Origin of the sequence: Povalibacter sp., from assembly GCF_036520495.1 — a bacterium.
Classification (GTDB): Bacteria; Pseudomonadota; Gammaproteobacteria; order Steroidobacterales; family Steroidobacteraceae; genus Steroidobacter.
Genome location: NZ_DATDJO010000018.1, coordinates 288,229 through 304,646, shown reverse-complemented (window position 1 = coordinate 304,646; position 16,418 = coordinate 288,229). Strand labels below are relative to the sequence as shown.

Annotated in this window: 15 protein-coding genes; 8 read left to right on the top strand and 7 right to left on the bottom strand. The window is 63.1% G+C overall.

Translation table 11 applies throughout. The features are described 5' to 3' along the window. Positions 1–10 precede the first annotated feature (10 nt). From VIZ63_RS06630 to VIZ63_RS06620, 3 genes are read right to left on the bottom strand one after another with little or no spacing between them, the layout of a single operon-like run. Positions 11–1,255, bottom strand: a complete 1,245-nt coding sequence (locus VIZ63_RS06630) for an alpha/beta fold hydrolase (protein WP_331608746.1) — start codon at positions 1,253–1,255, stop codon at positions 11–13. A 15-nt stretch (positions 1,256–1,270) separates the two neighbouring features. Next, the gene (locus tag VIZ63_RS06625; protein ID WP_331608745.1) at positions 1,271–1,690 is read right to left on the bottom strand and encodes a copper chaperone PCu(A)C; all 420 of its coding nucleotides are present in this window, start codon (positions 1,688–1,690) and stop codon (positions 1,271–1,273) included. 4 nt (positions 1,691–1,694) lie between these two features. Next, positions 1,695–2,585 (bottom strand): LysR substrate-binding domain-containing protein, encoded by an 891-nt coding sequence (locus VIZ63_RS06620; protein WP_331608744.1) that lies wholly within the window; start codon positions 2,583–2,585, stop codon positions 1,695–1,697. 185 nt (positions 2,586–2,770) lie between these two features. Here VIZ63_RS06620 and VIZ63_RS06615 point away from each other — a divergent pair, with 185 nt between their 5' ends. Both VIZ63_RS06615 and VIZ63_RS06610 read left to right on the top strand, forming a co-directional pair. After that, positions 2,771–3,208 carry an NUDIX domain-containing protein gene (locus tag VIZ63_RS06615; RefSeq protein ID WP_331608743.1) on the top strand — a complete coding sequence of 146 codons (438 nt, stop codon included), beginning with the start codon at positions 2,771–2,773 and terminating at the stop codon, positions 3,206–3,208. 12 nt (positions 3,209–3,220) lie between these two features. Further along, positions 3,221–4,483, top strand: a complete 1,263-nt coding sequence (locus VIZ63_RS06610; protein ID WP_331608742.1) for an NAD(P)/FAD-dependent oxidoreductase — start codon at positions 3,221–3,223, stop codon at positions 4,481–4,483. A 187-nt stretch (positions 4,484–4,670) separates the two neighbouring features. Here VIZ63_RS06610 and VIZ63_RS06605 read toward each other — a convergent pair whose 3' ends face one another. The 3 genes from VIZ63_RS06605 to VIZ63_RS06595 form a co-directional block, all read right to left on the bottom strand. Further along, a complete protein-coding gene (locus tag VIZ63_RS06605; RefSeq protein WP_331608741.1) occupies positions 4,671–5,153 on the bottom strand; it encodes a YajQ family cyclic di-GMP-binding protein in 483 nt (160 codons plus the stop codon). Between the two features lie 40 nt (positions 5,154–5,193). Continuing rightward, positions 5,194–6,225 carry a Gfo/Idh/MocA family oxidoreductase gene (locus tag VIZ63_RS06600; RefSeq protein WP_331608739.1) on the bottom strand — a complete coding sequence of 344 codons (1,032 nt, stop codon included), beginning with the start codon at positions 6,223–6,225 and terminating at the stop codon, positions 5,194–5,196. A 135-nt stretch (positions 6,226–6,360) separates the two neighbouring features. Further along, the gene (locus tag VIZ63_RS06595; protein ID WP_331608738.1) at positions 6,361–7,590 is read right to left on the bottom strand and encodes a TlpA disulfide reductase family protein; all 1,230 of its coding nucleotides are present in this window, start codon (positions 7,588–7,590) and stop codon (positions 6,361–6,363) included. A 198-nt stretch (positions 7,591–7,788) separates the two neighbouring features. Here VIZ63_RS06595 and VIZ63_RS06590 point away from each other — a divergent pair, with 198 nt between their 5' ends. After that, on the top strand, positions 7,789–8,181 hold the full coding sequence (locus tag VIZ63_RS06590) for a DUF4398 domain-containing protein (protein WP_331608737.1): 393 nt from the start codon (positions 7,789–7,791) through the stop codon (positions 8,179–8,181). Between the two features lie 31 nt (positions 8,182–8,212). Continuing rightward, positions 8,213–9,028, top strand: coding sequence for an OmpA family protein (locus VIZ63_RS06585; protein WP_331608736.1), 816 nt, complete (start codon positions 8,213–8,215; stop codon positions 9,026–9,028). A gap of 164 nt (positions 9,029–9,192) precedes the next feature. Here the strand turns inward: VIZ63_RS06585 and VIZ63_RS06580 are convergent, their stop codons facing one another. Beyond that, positions 9,193–11,535: a hypothetical protein gene (locus VIZ63_RS06580; RefSeq protein WP_331608735.1), complete on the bottom strand. Its 2,343-nt coding sequence runs from the start codon at positions 11,533–11,535 to the stop codon at positions 9,193–9,195. A 203-nt stretch (positions 11,536–11,738) separates the two neighbouring features. Here VIZ63_RS06580 and VIZ63_RS06575 point away from each other — a divergent pair, with 203 nt between their 5' ends. The 4 genes from VIZ63_RS06575 (at position 11,739) to cysW (ending at position 16,389) form a co-directional block, all read left to right on the top strand. Further along, positions 11,739–13,526, top strand: a complete 1,788-nt coding sequence (locus VIZ63_RS06575) for an ABC transporter ATP-binding protein (RefSeq protein ID WP_331608734.1) — start codon at positions 11,739–11,741, stop codon at positions 13,524–13,526. Further along, the gene (locus VIZ63_RS06570) at positions 13,523–14,605 is read left to right on the top strand and encodes a sulfate ABC transporter substrate-binding protein (protein ID WP_331608733.1); all 1,083 of its coding nucleotides are present in this window, start codon (positions 13,523–13,525) and stop codon (positions 14,603–14,605) included. Before VIZ63_RS06575 ends, VIZ63_RS06570 begins: the two co-directional genes overlap by 4 nt. Before the next feature lie 69 nt (positions 14,606–14,674). Further along, a complete protein-coding gene (cysT, locus tag VIZ63_RS06565; protein WP_331608732.1) occupies positions 14,675–15,517 on the top strand; it encodes a sulfate ABC transporter permease subunit CysT in 843 nt (280 codons plus the stop codon). Beyond that, a complete protein-coding gene (gene cysW / locus VIZ63_RS06560) occupies positions 15,517–16,389 on the top strand; it encodes a sulfate ABC transporter permease subunit CysW (protein ID WP_331608731.1) in 873 nt (290 codons plus the stop codon). Before cysT ends, cysW begins: the two co-directional genes overlap by 1 nt. The last annotated feature ends 29 nt before the right edge of the window (positions 16,390–16,418 follow it).

Below are 16,418 nucleotides of genomic sequence, written 5' to 3'. Positions count from 1 at the left end.
TGCCGGTCCTTTACGTAATGTCGGTATTGTTGCAAACGCGGCAGAATTCCGGCGTGAGCACGGGATCGAGGATCCGGCGGCGGCTGTCGAGCGACAGTTCGTCCCAGCGAACCTTGTGCGTGGCTTGCCTGCGCAGCTCGCTTTCGAGGATATGTCGTTCGGTGTCGATGGCAGGAGGCGATTGATCCGACAAGCGCTGCGTATCGCCGTGACGCAGCAGCTCATCGACCGCCGCGAGCACCGAATTGTTCTGCGTCAGCGTGCCGTGATTCTCGGCGACGAACCAGGTTCGCGCGCCGCGCCACAGCGCCAGCGACGACGGCACGGTACCGTCACCTGCTGCACGCAACGTGTAATCGAACTGGCCGTCGCGCACGTCGGCTGCAGTCACGGTTTCGTGGCCGGTGCCAGCGATGAGCAGGCAGCGTTCGTCTGCGTCGGCCAGTTGCGAACGGGAGCGTCGCGCCTGCGCCAGCAATGCCAGCTCCGGTGCGAGTTCATCGCGCGGCCAGGCGTCAGCATCGAACAATCCTTCAGGCAACAGTTCATACAGTCCCGGCAGCGTGCGAAAGACATCGCGCGCGAGTTCTTCGGCGCTGTGACGCTGATCCAGTGAAGCGATCTTGCGCACGGTTGGATAGACCGCACGCAACGCGAGCAGCGGCGCATACGAACCATTGTTGGGCGCGCCGAGCTGCACCAGTCGCTCGATACGGTTCGATGTGTCGTGCGCCAGCGCCGCACGCGCCACGAGGCCACCCATGCTGTGCGCGACGACCAGCACCTTGCGCGCGCCGCTTCGTTCGATGACCTGCAGGAACTCGAGTCCCAGCTCGATCAGATCGCGGCGCCAGTCGAAGGGATGAAACACCGGTGTGAAGCCGGCGACCTCGAGCGACAGTTTCAGTTTGAGATAGCCGGGCAACATGATGCCGACGGCGCGCAGCGTCGGCGATCCCGGCAGCGCGAGATTCGACAGCAATCCCTGGCTGATCGCCGACGGATGCAGCCATACGAGGCCCGCATTCGCTCCATCCACCTCGGCAAGCCGCGATCCCATGATGCCGGGAAGAATGAATACACGTTGTCCGCGTTCGTCACGCCGGATCGCGGCGAGTCGCGCCAGATGACTCAGCTCGCGGTAGGCAACATCGCCGAAATAGGCGCTGAGCAGGGTGCCGTGCGCACCCGTGCGCAGCAAACCGACGATTTGTTCGTCGTGCAGATCGCTGATATCGGGGGAAACGGAGGTCATTGCGGCGACGGCGCGCTACTTGACCTGCGCCATCACGCTGACCTCGCCGGCCTGCTCGAACTCGAATGTGATCGGAATCTGTGCACCGGGAGCGAAAGCCTCCTGCATGCCCATCAGCATCACATGCATGCCGCCCGGTGCGAGCTGCACCGGCGTGCCTGCTTTGAGTTCAAGTCGCGTGACAGGCCGCATCTTCATCATCCCGTTCTCTTCGCTGGTCTCATGCAGCTCTGCCGATGTCGCGGATGGCGCGGCGATTCGCAACAGCACATCGTCCTGCCTGGCACTGATCTCGCCGTAGACGGCGACCACGGTAGCGCCCGGAGGCGCCGCCGGTGACCATGCATTCACGACGACCGTAGGCGGTTGAGTCTGACCGCAAGCCGTCAGTGTCAGGAGTGCGGCTGCGAACAGCAATGCGCGGCGGTTCAGCATGGTTTCATCTCTTCATCGAACTGCTGATGACTTCGCAGACCGCATCGATCGCTTCCGAGCGGGCGCTGCTCTTGCGCCAGACGGCGCCGACCGTGCGGGTGGGCACCGGGCGCGCGAAATTCTTGACGGTCAGGCCATGGCCCGAGCCAAAGGGACCCTGCGTCGCCAGTTCCGGCAGCAGGGTGATGCCCAGGCCCGCCGCAACCATCTGTCGCAGCGTTTCCAGGCTGGTAGCGCGGTAATCGTCGTTTTCCTTCACGTCGAGGCTGCTGCAGACATCGAGCGCCTGATCGCGCAGACAGTGTCCGTCTTCGAGCAGCAGCAGTTCTTCACCGTTCAGGTCATCGAGCTTCACGTACGGCTTTTTTGCGAGCGGATGCTGGTTCGGCACTGCGACGGTGAAGGGTTCCTCATACAGGGCGCGTGTTTCGAGTCCATCGTGAGGAACCGGCAGCGCCAGGATGCCCAGCTCGATCTCACCGTCGCGCAGCCGGTCGAGCAGTGGCTGGGTCTGGTACTCGTACAGCATCACCTTGAGCTGCGGCAGTTGTTTGCGCAGCTTGCGCGCTACCAACGGCAGCAGGTAGGGGCCGATGGTGGGAATCAGTGCCACCTTGATCTTGCCTGACAGCGGATCGTGCTGGTTGCGGGCCAGCGATACGATGTCATCGCTTTCCTGCAGGATGCGCCGAGCCAGCGGCAGGATCTTCAAGCCGCTTTCGGTGAGCGAGACCTTGCGCGGCTGGCGTTCGATCAGCTGTACGCCGAGATAGTTCTCGAGCTTCTTGATCTGCGCCGACAGCGTGGGCTGGCTGACGTAGGAACGTTCGGCGGCTTTGCCGAAATGACGGGTATCCGCCAGGGCCACGAAGTATCGAAGATCACGCAGATTCATAGGAAGGGCTGCTGGTGGACGGAAGGGTCATGATGCCACGGCTGACACCATAGGCCTAGGCTATGGAAATTCAAGGTGTGATTGATGCCGCTGCCGTGGGTTCTGGCCAGCAGCGTGACCGAAAGCATCCCGCGGGACAGCGTCCAGTACCCAGCAGCCCCCGCCTGATCGCTATACTCGGGCCCATGTCCCGCATCACCAGACTGTCGGCTGGCGTCATCGTGGCGCGCGAAACCCCCGACGGTTGGCGCTTTCTGCTGTTGCGCGCCTTCAATCACTGGGACTTCCCCAAGGGAATGGTCGAGTCCGGCGAAGAACCGCTGGCGGCCGCCATCCGCGAAGTCCGCGAGGAATCGCTGATCGACGACCTCGAATTCATCTGGGGCCACGAGCACACCGAGACCGGTCCCTACAGCCGCGGCAAAGTGGCGCGTTACTACATTGCGCGTACCCGGACGAGCGAGGTGTCGCTGCCGGTCATCGAAGAACTCGGCCGTCCCGAACACAATGAGTATCGCTGGGTCGACTTCGAAGGTGCGTTGAAACTCGTGTCGCCGCGGGTCGAACCCGTACTGGAGTGGGCGCGCGGCATGATGAATGGCGGTGTGAATCGTACCGACTGATCGAGGTGCCGAGTGAAACGGATCGTGGTGGTGGGCGCCGGATTCGCAGGACTCAATGCAGCGCGTCGCATGCAGCGTCTGCAGGATGTCGACATCACTGTCATCGATCGCGAGAACCACCATCTGTTCCAGCCGCTGCTGTACCAGGTTGCGATGGCGGCACTGAGTCCCGCGGAGATCGCCGCACCGATCCGCAGTCTGTTGGCGGGCGGCAATGCCCGCGTCATCAAGGCACGTGCGGAACGCATCGACGTTGCGGGCAAACGCGTACTGACGGACAGCGGCGAATATCCCTACGACTACCTGTTGCTCGCCTGCGGCGCGCAGCACGCGTACTTCGGTCGTGAGGAATGGGAACAGAACGCCCCCGGATTGAAAACGCTGCCGCAGGCCACGGAAATCCGCCGCCGCGTGCTGGAAGCATTCGAAGCAGCAGAGCGTGAACGCGATGCCGGGCTACGGCGGCAGCACCTGACCTTCGTCGTCGTGGGCGGCGGTCCGACCGGCGTCGAACTCGCCGGCGCGATCGGCGAGATGAGTCGCTACACGCTGGCCCGTGATTTCCGCGCCATCGATCCGCGCCAGACCCGCGTCATCCTGGTCGAAGCCGGTCCGCGCATCCTCCCGTCCTTCGATGCCGGTCTCGCCGCACGCGCCATGCGCGATCTCGAATCCCTCGGTGTGCAGGTCTGGACGGCTGCGCGCGTCACCGATATCACGCCGAACGGTGTGACCGTCGGCAATGAACACGTCAGCGCCTCCACCGTGCTGTGGGCAGCGGGCGTACGCGCTGCCGACATCGGCCGAACATTGGGCGTGCCCGTCGATCAGGTCGGACGCGTCATCGTCGGAGACGATCTCAGCGTGCCCGGTCATCCGGAAGTGTTCGTGATCGGGGACCTAGCGCATAGCCAGGGCGAAGACGGCAAACCGCTGCCGGGCGTGGCACTCGTCGCCATGCAGCAGGGTCAGTACGCTGCCGACATGATCCGCAACGACTTGCTGGGCCGCCTGCGCAAACCGTTTCGCTATCGCAACCTCGGCCAGCTCGCGACCATCGGCCGCAGCCGCGCCATCTGTGAAATCTTCGGTCTGAAGCTCTCAGGCTGGCTGGCCTGGTGGGTATGGCTGCTCGTGCACATCTATCGATTGAGCGGCTTCCGCAATCGCATCATCGTGCTGGTGCAGTGGGCGTGGTCATACATGACATTCACGCGCGGTGCGCGGCTCATCGTCGGCAAGGAGTGGCAGGCGTACGGGAAAGAGCCGGAGTAACCGCAAAGAACGCATAGAACGCAAAGACGGAATAGATGAGGGAATAGCCGCAAAAGGCACAAAACACGCAAGGTCAGAAAGGACGGCTGGATTGATTGCAATTCCGCTTTGCGATTTCTGCGATTTTTTTGCGGCTATTCTCTATTTATGCGCTCTATGCGTTCTTTGCGGTTACTCCTCAATACCCTCAGTCCCTGAAATTCGTGAACTGGAAGGGCATCTCGAGTTTCGCGCCGCGCACCATCGCGATGACTTCCTGGAGGTCGTCGCGGTTCTTGCCGGTGACCCGCACCTGTTTGTCCTGGATCGCGGCCTGGACTTTGAGTTTCGAGTCCTTGATCAGCCGCTGTACTTTCTTGCCGAGTTCCGTGTCGATGCCTTCGCGCAGCGTGACCACCTGTTTCGCGGTCGAGCCCGTGACGACCGGATCGTCGATTTTCATGCATTGCACGTCGATGCCGCGCTTGCTCAGCTTGAGTCGCAGGATGTCCATCATCTGCTTGAGCTGGAACTCAGCCTGGGCTGACAGCGTGATGACGAGATCCTTGAGTTCGAACTTGGCATCGGAGCCTTTGAAATCGAAGCGCGTGCCGACTTCGCGGCTGGCCTGGTCGAGCGCGTTGGCAACTTCGTGGGCGTTGAGTTCGGAAACGATGTCGAAGGAGGGCATGGCGGATAGTCGATAGTTGAAAATTGATAGTGGACAGTTTCTAAAGAAGAGGGATGCGGCGGCCTTCGCGGCTGCTGATCTGCGCGGCTTCGATGATCTCGATCACGTCGCGGGCGTCGTGGGCCGTCACAGGGGCATCTGCGCCGGTAACGATACTCTGCTTCACGGCTTCGTAGAACCTCAGCCAGCGGCCGCGTTCGGAAGGCACGATTTCGCGCTGCGACGACGTGCTCGATATCAACACGCCCCAGTGATCCTCGGCCTCGACACCGAAGCCGGCGTCCAGCGCCGCCTGGCCGCTGCGCAGCTGGTCTTCCTGCGGATCGAGTCCGTATTTCACGAACGACGCGTCGCTGCCGTGAATGCAGTAACGAAAATCGCCCGGTCCGGCAAGAGAGCTGACGCCGAGCGAGATACGCAACGAGCCCTTGGCCATCAGAATCTCGAATCCATCATCCACGGCGCCATCCGGGCGCTGAACGAACACATCGGCTTGCACCCAGTCGGGTCGGCCGAACAATGTCAGCGCCTGATCGATGAGGTGCGACCCAAGGTCGTACAACATGCCGCTGCCGGGATCGGGGCGTTCGCGCCAGCGGTCGGCAACCTGGGGCCGGAATCGATCCCACCGTGCGCGATACGACGCCAGCTGGCCCAGACGATTCCCGTCCAGCAGCTTGCGGACCGTCAGGAAGTCGCTGTCCCAGCGCCGGTTCTGAAACGCGGCGAGTACGCGGCGCTGACTGCGAGCGAGCTCTGCGAGCGTTTGGGCTTCGGCCGCAGTGATGCTCATGGGTTTGTCGACCACGACATGCTTGCCGGCGAGCAGGGCCGCACGCGCCTGCGGGAAGTGAAACTGGTTGGGCGATGCGATCACCACCAGATCGACATCGCCCCGTGCGATCAGGCTCTGCGCCGATTCCAGCGCCAGTGCGTCGGGATAGGTATCGCGCAATTCCTGCACGCGACTGGTCACCACACAGTGCAGGCGTATGCCCGCCGGACCCAACAGCGGCGCGTGAAAGTAGCGTCCGGCGAGGCCGAAGCCGATCAATCCAGCCCGAATCGTCATGCCGCGCATTATGTCTGCGGCATCGATGCGTGGCGAACGATTCGGCGCCACCCGGACCTATGTGGCGGCCGCCGATCCGCAAAGGCCGCAAAAGACAGGTGGGCCAGATCCTCAGAACCTGACCTCCCTTCGCGTTTACGTGGTTTCCGCCAGCAGTGCATTCACCTGCTGCGTGAACTCCCGCACGTACTCGTCGTAGTGATGGCCGGTCGCCGGACCATTGAAGCCGGTGTGCACGTCGCGAATCTTTCCCTGGCGATCGATGAGGATGCTGGTCGGATAGCCGTACACGCCGCTCAGCGTCGGCAGCTTGCGTTCCGGATCCTCATCGTCAGCGACGCCGGCAATCAGCATCGGGTAGTCGATATGCAGATCGCGTTGGTAGCCGCGCACGGCAGCCGCCGCCTTGGCGAAGTCGCCGTGGCGCTCGAACATCAGCGCGACGATCTCGAAACCACGCTCCCGGTATTCCTTGTAGAACGGCACGAGAAAGGCGGCTTCGTCGTGACAGTTCGGGCACCAGGTGCCGCCGAGAGTGACCAGCACGACCTTGCCGCGGAAACGCTCGTCGCTCAGCGACACCGGTTTGCCGTCGACGTCGTTGAAGGTGAAATCGAAACGGTCGGACTTCAGCGTCGTTTCGATGTGCTCGATCTGCGCGTCGTCATTGCGCTGGGCCGCGACCTTCTCGTGACTGTTCAATCCCTGCCAGTACTCGCCGACCAGCGCTCCCTTCTCGAGGCGTAGTTTGTACAGATAGGCGAGACCACCTGCGAATGTGGACAGCTGCAATTCGTCACCCCGAATCTGTCCGTCGAGAAAGCGGTGATCACCGGTGGGCGTCATCACCGTGCCGGTCACGCGATCGTGACTCTGCTCGAGCAGCGCGACGCCCTTGCTCGTCTTGCCAGTGTCGTCGGTGAACGTGACCTCCCATCGGCCCGACACGTCGGCATTGTCGGTGAGCGATTCGGGATGAAAGCGCCAGTTCTCGTTGAGCTTCGCGCGGAAAGGAATCACCTGTTCGACGCCGCCGGCCTTGATGAGTGTCACGCTGCCTTCGAGGCGATCGCGATGGATGTCAGCGTGCAGTGAATTTTCATAGCCGGGGAACATTGCGACCAGCTTGCCATCGGCGATGGTCACGTTCGGCACGCGCGTACGTTCGCTGCCGTTGTCGAGGTACAGCACGATGCCATCGCCTTCGCGTCGTACTTCAAGACCGAACGGAGCCGGGCCTCCGGGCAGTTCCAGTGTTGCGCGGTAAGTTCCTGCGACGGGTTCGGGCGCGCGTGAACTGCAGGAGGCGAAGACCAGGCACAGTAATGGCAGCAGGACGCGGACGATGGCCGACGATGGGGTCATGAGTTAATCCCGGAGTACACACGGTGTCCGCACTCTACCGACGATGCGCCGCTGCGAAAAGTGCAGATGCGTCGGTAAATCCACGCGGGGGGAACTGGTCTTCGCAAATGCGCGTTGTTCCTTCCAGAAGCTGATCCACAAATTTCTCGAAATCTAACTGGCGCGCGTGTGACCACGCTCGGTTTATGGAGATCCATCATGAGTATTTCATTCAGGTCCCTGACATTGGTCGCAGGCGCTGCCGCTTCGCTGCTGACATTGACTGCCTGCGGCGGAGTGTCGGAACTGACGAGGCAGGAGGTGGCGCGTAGTGAAACGGCCGTGAAGCAGGCGCAGCAATCCCTGGGTTCCTCGGAAGCCGGCGCGATCGAATTGCAGCAGGCGAAGGACTACTTCACACAGGCACAGAAGGCGGTGGAAGAGCAGAACGAAACTCGCGCGCAACGTTACGCCAAGCAGGCGGAACTGAGCGCTCAGCTGGCGACCGCGAAGGCGCAGAACGCGAGCGCGCGCAAGGCGGCGGATGAGCTACTGGCGAGCATCCAGACGCTACGCCAGGAAACGAATCGCCCCGCGACGTCACAGCAGTAACAGCACTCCACTTATCTCTGAGGTCGCGATCATGAAACGCACACATAATCTGATTCTGGGCCTGGCCATGGCAACTGCCATGGCAGCCTGCAGTTCGACACCGGACAAAACCATCGCCGAGCTCGAAACCGCTCGCGCCGTGGTTCCGCAAGTCGAATCTTCGCCGCGCGCCGGTGTTGCCGCGGAAAACATCTCCAATGCCCGCAAGGCGCTGGATGAAGCCAATCGCATGGTAGAGAAGGGCGGGAAGATCGACGATATTCGTTACGAAGCCACGGTCGCCGCGACGCATGCGCAGATTGCCAATGAGAAGATTCTCGAGGCACAGGCGAAGGACGAAATCGCCAAGGGCGAAGGCGAACGGCAGCAGGTCCTGGCGCAGGCCCGCGATCGCGAGGCCGAAGCAGCCCGCACCAGAGCCCAGAGCCTCGAACAGGAATTGAAGGATCTGAAGGCGACGAAGACCGACCGGGGCCTGGTGCTGACGTTGGGCGACGTGCTGTTCGACACAGGCAAGGCGACGTTGAAGCCGGGAGCCTTTTCCACGATCGATCGCCTCGCACAGGCGCTGAAGGAAGATCCGAATCGCCGGGTGCTCATCGAAGGCCACACCGACAGCGTGGGCTCGGATGAATTCAATCAGCAGCTCTCGGAAAACCGCGCGATGTCAGTGCAATCGGCGCTGATGCAGCGAGGCGTCTCCGGCGGTCAGATCAATTCGCTGGGCAAGGGCGAGAGCACGCCGGTGGCCAGTAACGACAATGCGGCTGGCCGGCAGCAGAACCGTCGCGTCGAGCTGATCTTCACGGAAGTGGCGGGTCAGCGCGTCGCCACGGATGGCAGCTGAGGCAGTGACGCCGTTGTGAGTTCGCTCTGGCTGATCGCGAGCGTCGTAGTAAGCGCCAGCGAGTAAAAACCGAGGAGTCCACGGGGTTACACGGGTAGAGAATGCATTCTGTTCTTGCCCCGTGTTACCCCGTATCCCCCGTGGAGATCTTTGTCCGACTTCAATCATTCGGCAACCCACACCAGCGCCATCGTCGTCACGTCGATGTCTGATTTGCGCGGTTTGATCTGCACCTGGTCGATTGCTGCTGCGGCCGGATCGAACTCCCCGTGCAGGCGGCTGGTTTCCTGTTCGAATTCGTTCTCCAGATCCGCGTAACGCTGCTTCAGCACTTCGACGCTTTCCTGTGCACGCGACACATCGTCGCTTTCACGGCCGATGCGTCCGGCGCTGCGCGCCGCTGTGCCGACGCGCCCGAGGTTGCCGACGCTGACCTTCTTGCGCCCGAGAAAGGCGCCGAGAATGGAGGTGCCGATGCTGATGGCCGTCGACATCTTCTGTTGCGAAAGCTGCGAGCTCTCCCGTTGCACCCGGTCCTCCCCGCGACGGATCTGATCCTGCAGCGTGGCGCGGCGCGGCGCGTACTTCTTGCGTAGCGCCTCGACCGCCCCGTCACGCTTCTCGCGCAAGTTGAGCGCGATGCGCGCGCGAAAATCGGCCTCGGACATCCCCGCAGCGGAAGCGATTCCCAGTGCAGCATTGCGAAACACGGCGAGTCCGGCTGTTTCATAGACATGGGCGGCGAGCTGCTTGCCCCAGGATTTGTAGTTATCGACGCGCAACAGCGCAGCCGGAACTTCTGCATGAGGCGCATCCGCTGCACCGGTCGTCTGCAACTGGTCCTTCAAATCCCCACCGATCTGCGCCTGCGACCAGTCGGGCGCGTCGCCATCGATAGCGACGAGGTAGGAGCGTGTCTCCCATACATCGATGCCGGCAGGCGCATTCACGAAATGCATCCGCACCAGACCGAGCACGTGGGGAACGTAAGGCGCCCCCGTACGGCGAGTCAGGTAGTACTCGTCGATTGCCGCAGGGATGACGGGTTTGCTGGCGCTGTCCGTGGCTTGCGGCGTCACATTGCGAGTGGGTGTTGCGGAGGCAGTTACCGGCGGCGCGAGTCGCGCGATCTCCGGCAACGTCAGCGGTCCGCGCAAATACGACAGGGCCCAGCGTGTGCGGAACAGCACGGGGGCATCGTCGTGAGCATTGCGCATGAGGAAGACGCGGCCAGTGAGATTGGCGAGCAACGACTCGAGTTCGCTCTTGCTCAATCCATCGCCGGCGCTCAGCAGTCCGTCGATGACGCGCGCCTTGTCGCGTTCGGTCTGCAGCCGGCCGATGAACCAGGTACCGGCATTGGAGAGTCCCTTGTAGTCGAGATCCACCGGATTCTGCGTTGCCAGCACGACGCCGAGACCGAACGCGCGTGCCTGCTTCATCAACGTCAGCAGTGGCTGCTTCGATGGCGGCATGGCCGTTGGCGGGAAGTAGCCGAAGATTTCGTCCATGTAGAAGAGCGCGCGCAGGCTCGAGGTGCCGGACTGCCGGCGCATCCAGGCGACGATTTCTCCGAGCAGCAGCGTGACGACGAACATGCGTTCGGCATCGCTCAGGTGCGCGATGGAAATGACGGCGATGCGCGGCTTGCCTGACTCGGTGAACAGCAGGCGCTGTACATCGAGCGCTTCACCCAGCATCCACGCGCCGAACGCCGGCGAGGCGATCAGGTTGTTGAGGGACATCGCCAGTTGCAGGCGTTCCTTCGCCGGGTAGAAGGTCTCCAGGTCGAAGACGCCGACCTTGTCGAAGCCAGGCTTCTGAATGCCCTGGATCAACGCGGCCAGGTCGAGATCGCGACCGTTGCTCCAGGCCTGCTCGAGGAGGGTCGAGAGCAGGATGTGCTCGCGGCTCTGCAAGGGATCGGCCTGGATGCCGACCAGGCTCAACAGGCCCGCAACGGTCGAACCGATGCGTTCACGCAGCGCACTGGCATCGGCGCGCAGCGCCGGATCGGGAGCGCTGAAGGAACGCAGCACGGACAGCGGCCGGCCCGCCGTGCTGCCGGGTGTGTAGACCGCGACTTCGGCCGTGTCACGAAAGCGTTGAATGCGCTCACCGTCCTGTTCCCAGTCCGCAAGCCCTTTACGCCAGGTATCCGCGGTCGAGGCGGCATAAGCCTCGGTACTCATTCCCTTGCGAGCTGCCTCGCCCGCGTCGACCCACGGGGCGAAATCCTCGGGACGCAACTGCGGGAACGTCAGCAGCAGATTGCCGATGTCACCTTTCGGGTCGATCGCAATCGTCGGGATGCCATCGATCGCGGCTTCCTCCAGCAACGACAGGCACAGGCCGGTCTTGCCGCTGCCCGTCATGCCGACGCACACGGCATGGGTCGTCAGGTCGCGCGAGTCATATAGAAGAAGATCGGGCTTGTCCGCGCCGCTGGCCGGATCGACTTCGCGGCCGAGATAGAAGGAGCCGAGTTTTTCGTAGGTGGGCAGCATGGGAAATCTTGAATACGACAGGTCACGAAATGGCGATAGTGACGAGGAGAAGGACTGCGACGCCAGCCGCGCACCGGTCACGACTCGCCGAAACCGGGTGACTATCGTCACTTTCATTGCCGGAGTCATCCGGTTTTGTAACCGCTTTGTCACCTCTTGGAGACTGACCCTGCTACCTGCAGGCCGGTAAGCTCGCGCACCCTATGTCTATCACCCTCGACCAAGTTACCAAACGGTATCAGGGATCCCCTGTCGTCAACGACGTCTCCGTCGAAGTCGGCGAAGGCGAATTCTTCGTACTCCTGGGTCCCAGCGGCAGTGGCAAGAGCACGCTGCTGCGCGCCATCGCGGGTCTGACCGGTGTCGATCACGGTCGTATTGCCCTGCACGGCCACGATGTCACATACATGTCGGCGCGGCAGCGCGGCGTCGGGCTGGTCTTCCAGAACTACGCCCTGTTCCGGCACATGACCATTGGCGACAACATCGAGTTCGCCCTGCGCGTACGGCGCATGAAGACCGCGGAACGCCAGGCCCGTCGCAAGGAGCTGTTGCGGCTGGTGGCGCTCGAGGGCATGGACGATCGCCTGCCGAGCCAGCTGTCGGGCGGACAACAGCAGCGGGTGGCCGTGGCCCGCGCGCTGGCGCACAAGCCGCAGGTGCTGCTGCTGGATGAGCCGTTTGGCGCGCTGGACGCGAAGATCCGCGAAGAACTGCGCCGCACCATCCGCCAGGTACAGCGCGAACTCAACATCACCACGGTGCTCGTGACACACGATCAGGAAGAGGCCTTTGCACTGGCGGATCGCATCGGCGTGATGAATCTCGGCCGACTGCTCGAATGCGGGCGGCCCGACGAACTGTATGCCCGCCCGGCGACGCGCTTCGTCGCGACGTTCCTCGGCGCGGCAAACCTCCTGCTGGCGCGACAGACGGCGCAGGGGATCCGCTTCGGCGCGACGCCCGTCAATGCGCGCGCGCTGGAGAAATTCGACAGCGGGCGCGAGCATGAAGTCGTGGCCGTGCTGCGTCCCGAAGAAGTGGAGATCGCTCCGACGCGCGACAACCTGCGAGTGGGCTACCTGGGACACGGCACCATCGAGGAGATGGTGTTTACCGGCGCGTTCGAACGACTGCGCATTCGCCTGACCGACGGCGCCGCGGACGCACAGATCGCACGACCTGCGGCCGAGAGCGGCAACGCGGCGGTGCTCGATGTCACTCGCACGCAGCACGAACAGCGTGTGTTTCCGTTGAGCGTCGGCCAGTCGGTGGCGATGGGCGTGCGCCGCATTCATGTGCTGCCCACCCCGCTGTCGAGCTACACCGCATGCGCAGCGGATGCTGCAGCCGCGGAGGCGCTGGCAAAAAATCCATTGCTGCTGGAACTCGCGAATCGCATGAAGACGCGCGTCGTCTCGCGTGTCGAACCCGCGCTGGAGAATCCTGCGGCGGGCAATGCCGCGACGGCGATTTCCGGTGTGGCGGTGATCGCGCCGCGGCGTGACGTCGCTGCGCAGATCGAGTGGTTGCTGCGCAATGGCGCCGCCGAAGTGCTGGTGCTGCCGGACGAACTGGTTCCGCCGCAGCGTGTGCTGATTCACTGGGCGGACGACTCCGCGCGCCGGCCGACACTCGCGGTGGCGGCGAGCCTGTTGCGCCACGTGCCGGCCGAGGCCGTGTACGTCGGTATCCTCCCTCACGGCGCTGGCGACGCGCAGCGTCCGCTCGGCATGCGCACGCTGCTGGATGCGCGCTCGGAAGCGCAGGCCATCCATGGCCTGGAAATGCGTACCGAACTGCGCTTTGGCGCCGCGGCCGACGAGCTGCGCCGTCAGTTGAGTGAGGCACCGGAGCAGATGCTGATTCTCGGCTTGTCGGACATCGCGGATCTGCACAAGAATTTTTCCGCCCTGTTCACGGGGCCGTTGACCCATCCGCTGATGATCGTTTATCGGCCTGTTGCACACGGCGGAGCGTCTGAACGATGAGACCATTTTCCAGGTTCATGCTCGCGGCGCTGCTGGCTGCAGTAACGGCGGGCTGCGGCTCGGGCGGCGACGCGACCGACGGCGACGCTGCCGTCACGATTCTCAATGTCAGCTACGATCCGACGCGCGAGCTGTACCGCGATTTCAACGAGGATTTCTCGCGCGACTGGCAGCAACGGACGGGACAGCGCGTCACCGTCAAGCAATCGCACGGCGGTTCGGGCAGCCAGGCACGTGCGGTGATCGATGGACTCGCAGCCGACGTGGTCACGCTGGCGCTCGCCTACGACATCAACTCCATCCAGGTGAAGGGCAAGCGGCTCGGTGCCAACTGGCAGACGCGCTTTGCAGACAACAGCGCACCCTACACCTCGACCATCGTGTTCCTGGTCCGCAAGGGCAATCCGAAGCAGATCCGTGACTGGCCGGACCTGATTCGCGATGGGATCAGTGTCGTGACGCCGAATCCCAAGACCTCCGGTGGCGCGCGCTGGAACTACCTGGCTGCGTGGGGTTACGAGTTGCATCGCCAACTCGGCGACTGGTCGAAGCTGGACGATCCGGAGGCCGTTGTGCAGGTGGAGCAGGCGCAGGCCGCGGCCCGGAAGTTCGTGAGCGACATCTACCGTCATACACCGGTGCTGGACAGCGGCGCGCGCGCCTCCACCAACACGTTCGTGCAGCGTGAGATCGGCGACGTGCTGATTGCATGGGAAAACGAAGCATTGCTGGCGCTGCGCGAACTCGGTCCCGACAAGGTCGAGATCGTCGTGCCGTCCATCACCATCCTGGCGGAACCGCCGGTCGCGGTCGTCGATACCGTGGTCGATCGACGCGGCACGCGACAGGTCGCCCAGGCCTATCTGCAGCATCTGTATTCGGATGCGGGCCAGGACATCGTCGCGAAACATTACTTCCGCCCGCGCAACGCGCAGGTGCTGGAACGCTACAGCGAACTGTTCCCCGCCGTGCCGACCTTCACCATCGATGAGGCGTTCGGCGGCTGGAGCGCTGCACACGAGACGCACTTCGCCGATGGCGGAGTCTTCGATCTGATCTACAAGGCGGGTGGCAAGTGAGGACGGTCTCCTGGACTCTTATTGGTTTGGCCAGTCGTCGGCCCTTGGCCGGTTGCCGCTAGTCCGCGCATGTATTCCTCCGTTCGCCAACCATCGGTGTTGCCCGGCTTTGGCCTGACGCTGGGATTTTCCGTGTTCTTCCTGTGTGCGCTGGTGCTGATACCGCTCACCGCGCTCGTCATGAAGACCGCCACCATGGGATGGCGCGATTTCCTGGCAGTGCTGTTCGATCCGCGCGTGCTGGCATCGTTCCGGCTGAGCTTCGGCGCGTCGTTCCTTGCGGCGATGTTCAATGCCGTGTTCGGGTTCGTGATCGCGTGGACGCTGGTGCGCTATGACTTCCCGGGTCGCAAGTTCATCGACGCATTGATCGATATGCCCTTCGCGCTGCCGACCGCGGTATCGGGTATCGCATTGACCGCCGTGTTCGCCGAGAACGGCTGGATCGGCGAGCACCTCGCGCCGTTCGGCATCAAGGTGGCCTACACCTGGATCGGCGTGGTGGTGGCACTGACGCTCATCGGCTTGCCGTTCGTCGTACGCTCGGTGCAACCGGCGCTGCTCGAAGTGCAGCGCGATCTGGAAGACGCCGCCGAAACGCTCGGCGCCGGCCGCTTCACCATTTTTCGCCGCATCATCCTGCCGACCGTCATGCCGGCACTGCTGACCGGATTCACGATGGCCTTCGCACGCGGCGTCGGCGAGTACGGCTCGGTGATCTTCATTGCCGGTAACCTGCCGATGAAGACCGAGATCGCGCCGCTCCTGATCGTCATCAAGCTGGAACAGTTCGACTATGTCGGCGCCGCCGCCATCGGCTTCCTGATGCTCGTGATCTCGTTCGTGATGCTGTTGTCGATCAACCTGCTGCAGACCTGGGGGCGCCGCCGGCACGTGGCGGCAGGACGCTGATGGCGCACGGGCCGTCCAAGGCACTGCTGGCCGAACTCGCGAGCCGTCCGGGCCGCGACACGTTTGTGAGCACGCTGATCAAGGCGGTGTTCATCGGCTTGTCGCTGCTGTTCCTTGCAGCCCTGCTGTTCGCACCGCTGATCACGGTGTTCGCGACGGCGCTCAGCAAGGGTTTCGCGCTGTACTTCGACAGTTTCAAAGACCCCGATACGCTGGCGGCCATCCGGCTCACGCTGATCACCGCGGCGATCGTGGTCCCGGTCAACACGGTCTTCGGCATCGCCGCCGCCTGGTCGATCGCCAAGTTCGAGTTCAAGGGCAAGAGCATCCTGATCACGCTCATCGATCTGCCCATCGCGGTGTCGCCGGTGATTTCCGGCCTGATCTACGTGCTGCTGTTCGGCATGCAGGGCTGGTTCGGCCTGTGGCTGCAGGAGAACGACATCAGCATCATTTTCGCGCTGCCGGGGATCGTGCTCGCCACCATGTTCGTGACGTTTCCGTACGTGGCGCGCGAACTGATCCCCCTGATGCAGCAGCTCGGCAATGACGAGGAAGAGGCGGCCATCACACTGGGTGCGGGCGGGCTGATGACCTTCTTCCACGTGACGCTGCCGAAGATCCGCTGGGGTCTGGTCTACGGCGTCATCCTCTGCAATGCGCGCGCCATGGGTGAGTTCGGCGCGGTGTCCGTGGTCTCCGGCCACATCCGCGGTCTCACCACCACGATGCCGCTGCACGTGGAAATCCTATATAACGAGTACAACTTCGTCGGCGCCTTCGCCGTGGCTTCGCTCCTGACGCTGCTGGCGGTGGTCACCCTGATCATCAAGTCGCTGGTGGAATGGCGCAGCGGATCCAGCAAGAGCTAGCACCATGACGATTCTCTGCGCAGCCAGTC

Coding starts and splice junctions, on each gene's coding strand:
- VIZ63_RS06630 (WP_331608746.1), bottom strand. CDS start 1,255: ATGACCTCCGTTTCCCCCGATATCAGCGATCTGCACGACGAACAAATC.
- VIZ63_RS06625 (WP_331608745.1), bottom strand. CDS start 1,690: ATGCTGAACCGCCGCGCATTGCTGTTCGCAGCCGCACTCCTGACACTG.
- VIZ63_RS06620 (WP_331608744.1), bottom strand. CDS start 2,585: ATGAATCTGCGTGATCTTCGATACTTCGTGGCCCTGGCGGATACCCGT.
- VIZ63_RS06615 (WP_331608743.1), top strand. CDS start 2,771: ATGTCCCGCATCACCAGACTGTCGGCTGGCGTCATCGTGGCGCGCGAA.
- VIZ63_RS06605 (WP_331608741.1), bottom strand. CDS start 5,153: ATGCCCTCCTTCGACATCGTTTCCGAACTCAACGCCCACGAAGTTGCC.
- VIZ63_RS06600 (WP_331608739.1), bottom strand. CDS start 6,225: ATGACGATTCGGGCTGGATTGATCGGCTTCGGCCTCGCCGGACGCTAC.
- VIZ63_RS06595 (WP_331608738.1), bottom strand. CDS start 7,590: ATGACCCCATCGTCGGCCATCGTCCGCGTCCTGCTGCCATTACTGTGC.
- VIZ63_RS06590 (WP_331608737.1), top strand. CDS start 7,789: ATGAGTATTTCATTCAGGTCCCTGACATTGGTCGCAGGCGCTGCCGCT.
- VIZ63_RS06585 (WP_331608736.1), top strand. CDS start 8,213: ATGAAACGCACACATAATCTGATTCTGGGCCTGGCCATGGCAACTGCC.
- VIZ63_RS06580 (WP_331608735.1), bottom strand. CDS start 11,535: ATGCTGCCCACCTACGAAAAACTCGGCTCCTTCTATCTCGGCCGCGAA.
- VIZ63_RS06575 (WP_331608734.1), top strand. CDS start 11,739: ATGTCTATCACCCTCGACCAAGTTACCAAACGGTATCAGGGATCCCCT.
- VIZ63_RS06570 (WP_331608733.1), top strand. CDS start 13,523: ATGAGACCATTTTCCAGGTTCATGCTCGCGGCGCTGCTGGCTGCAGTA.
- cysT (WP_331608732.1), top strand. CDS start 14,675: ATGTATTCCTCCGTTCGCCAACCATCGGTGTTGCCCGGCTTTGGCCTG.
- cysW (WP_331608731.1), top strand. CDS start 15,517: ATGGCGCACGGGCCGTCCAAGGCACTGCTGGCCGAACTCGCGAGCCGT.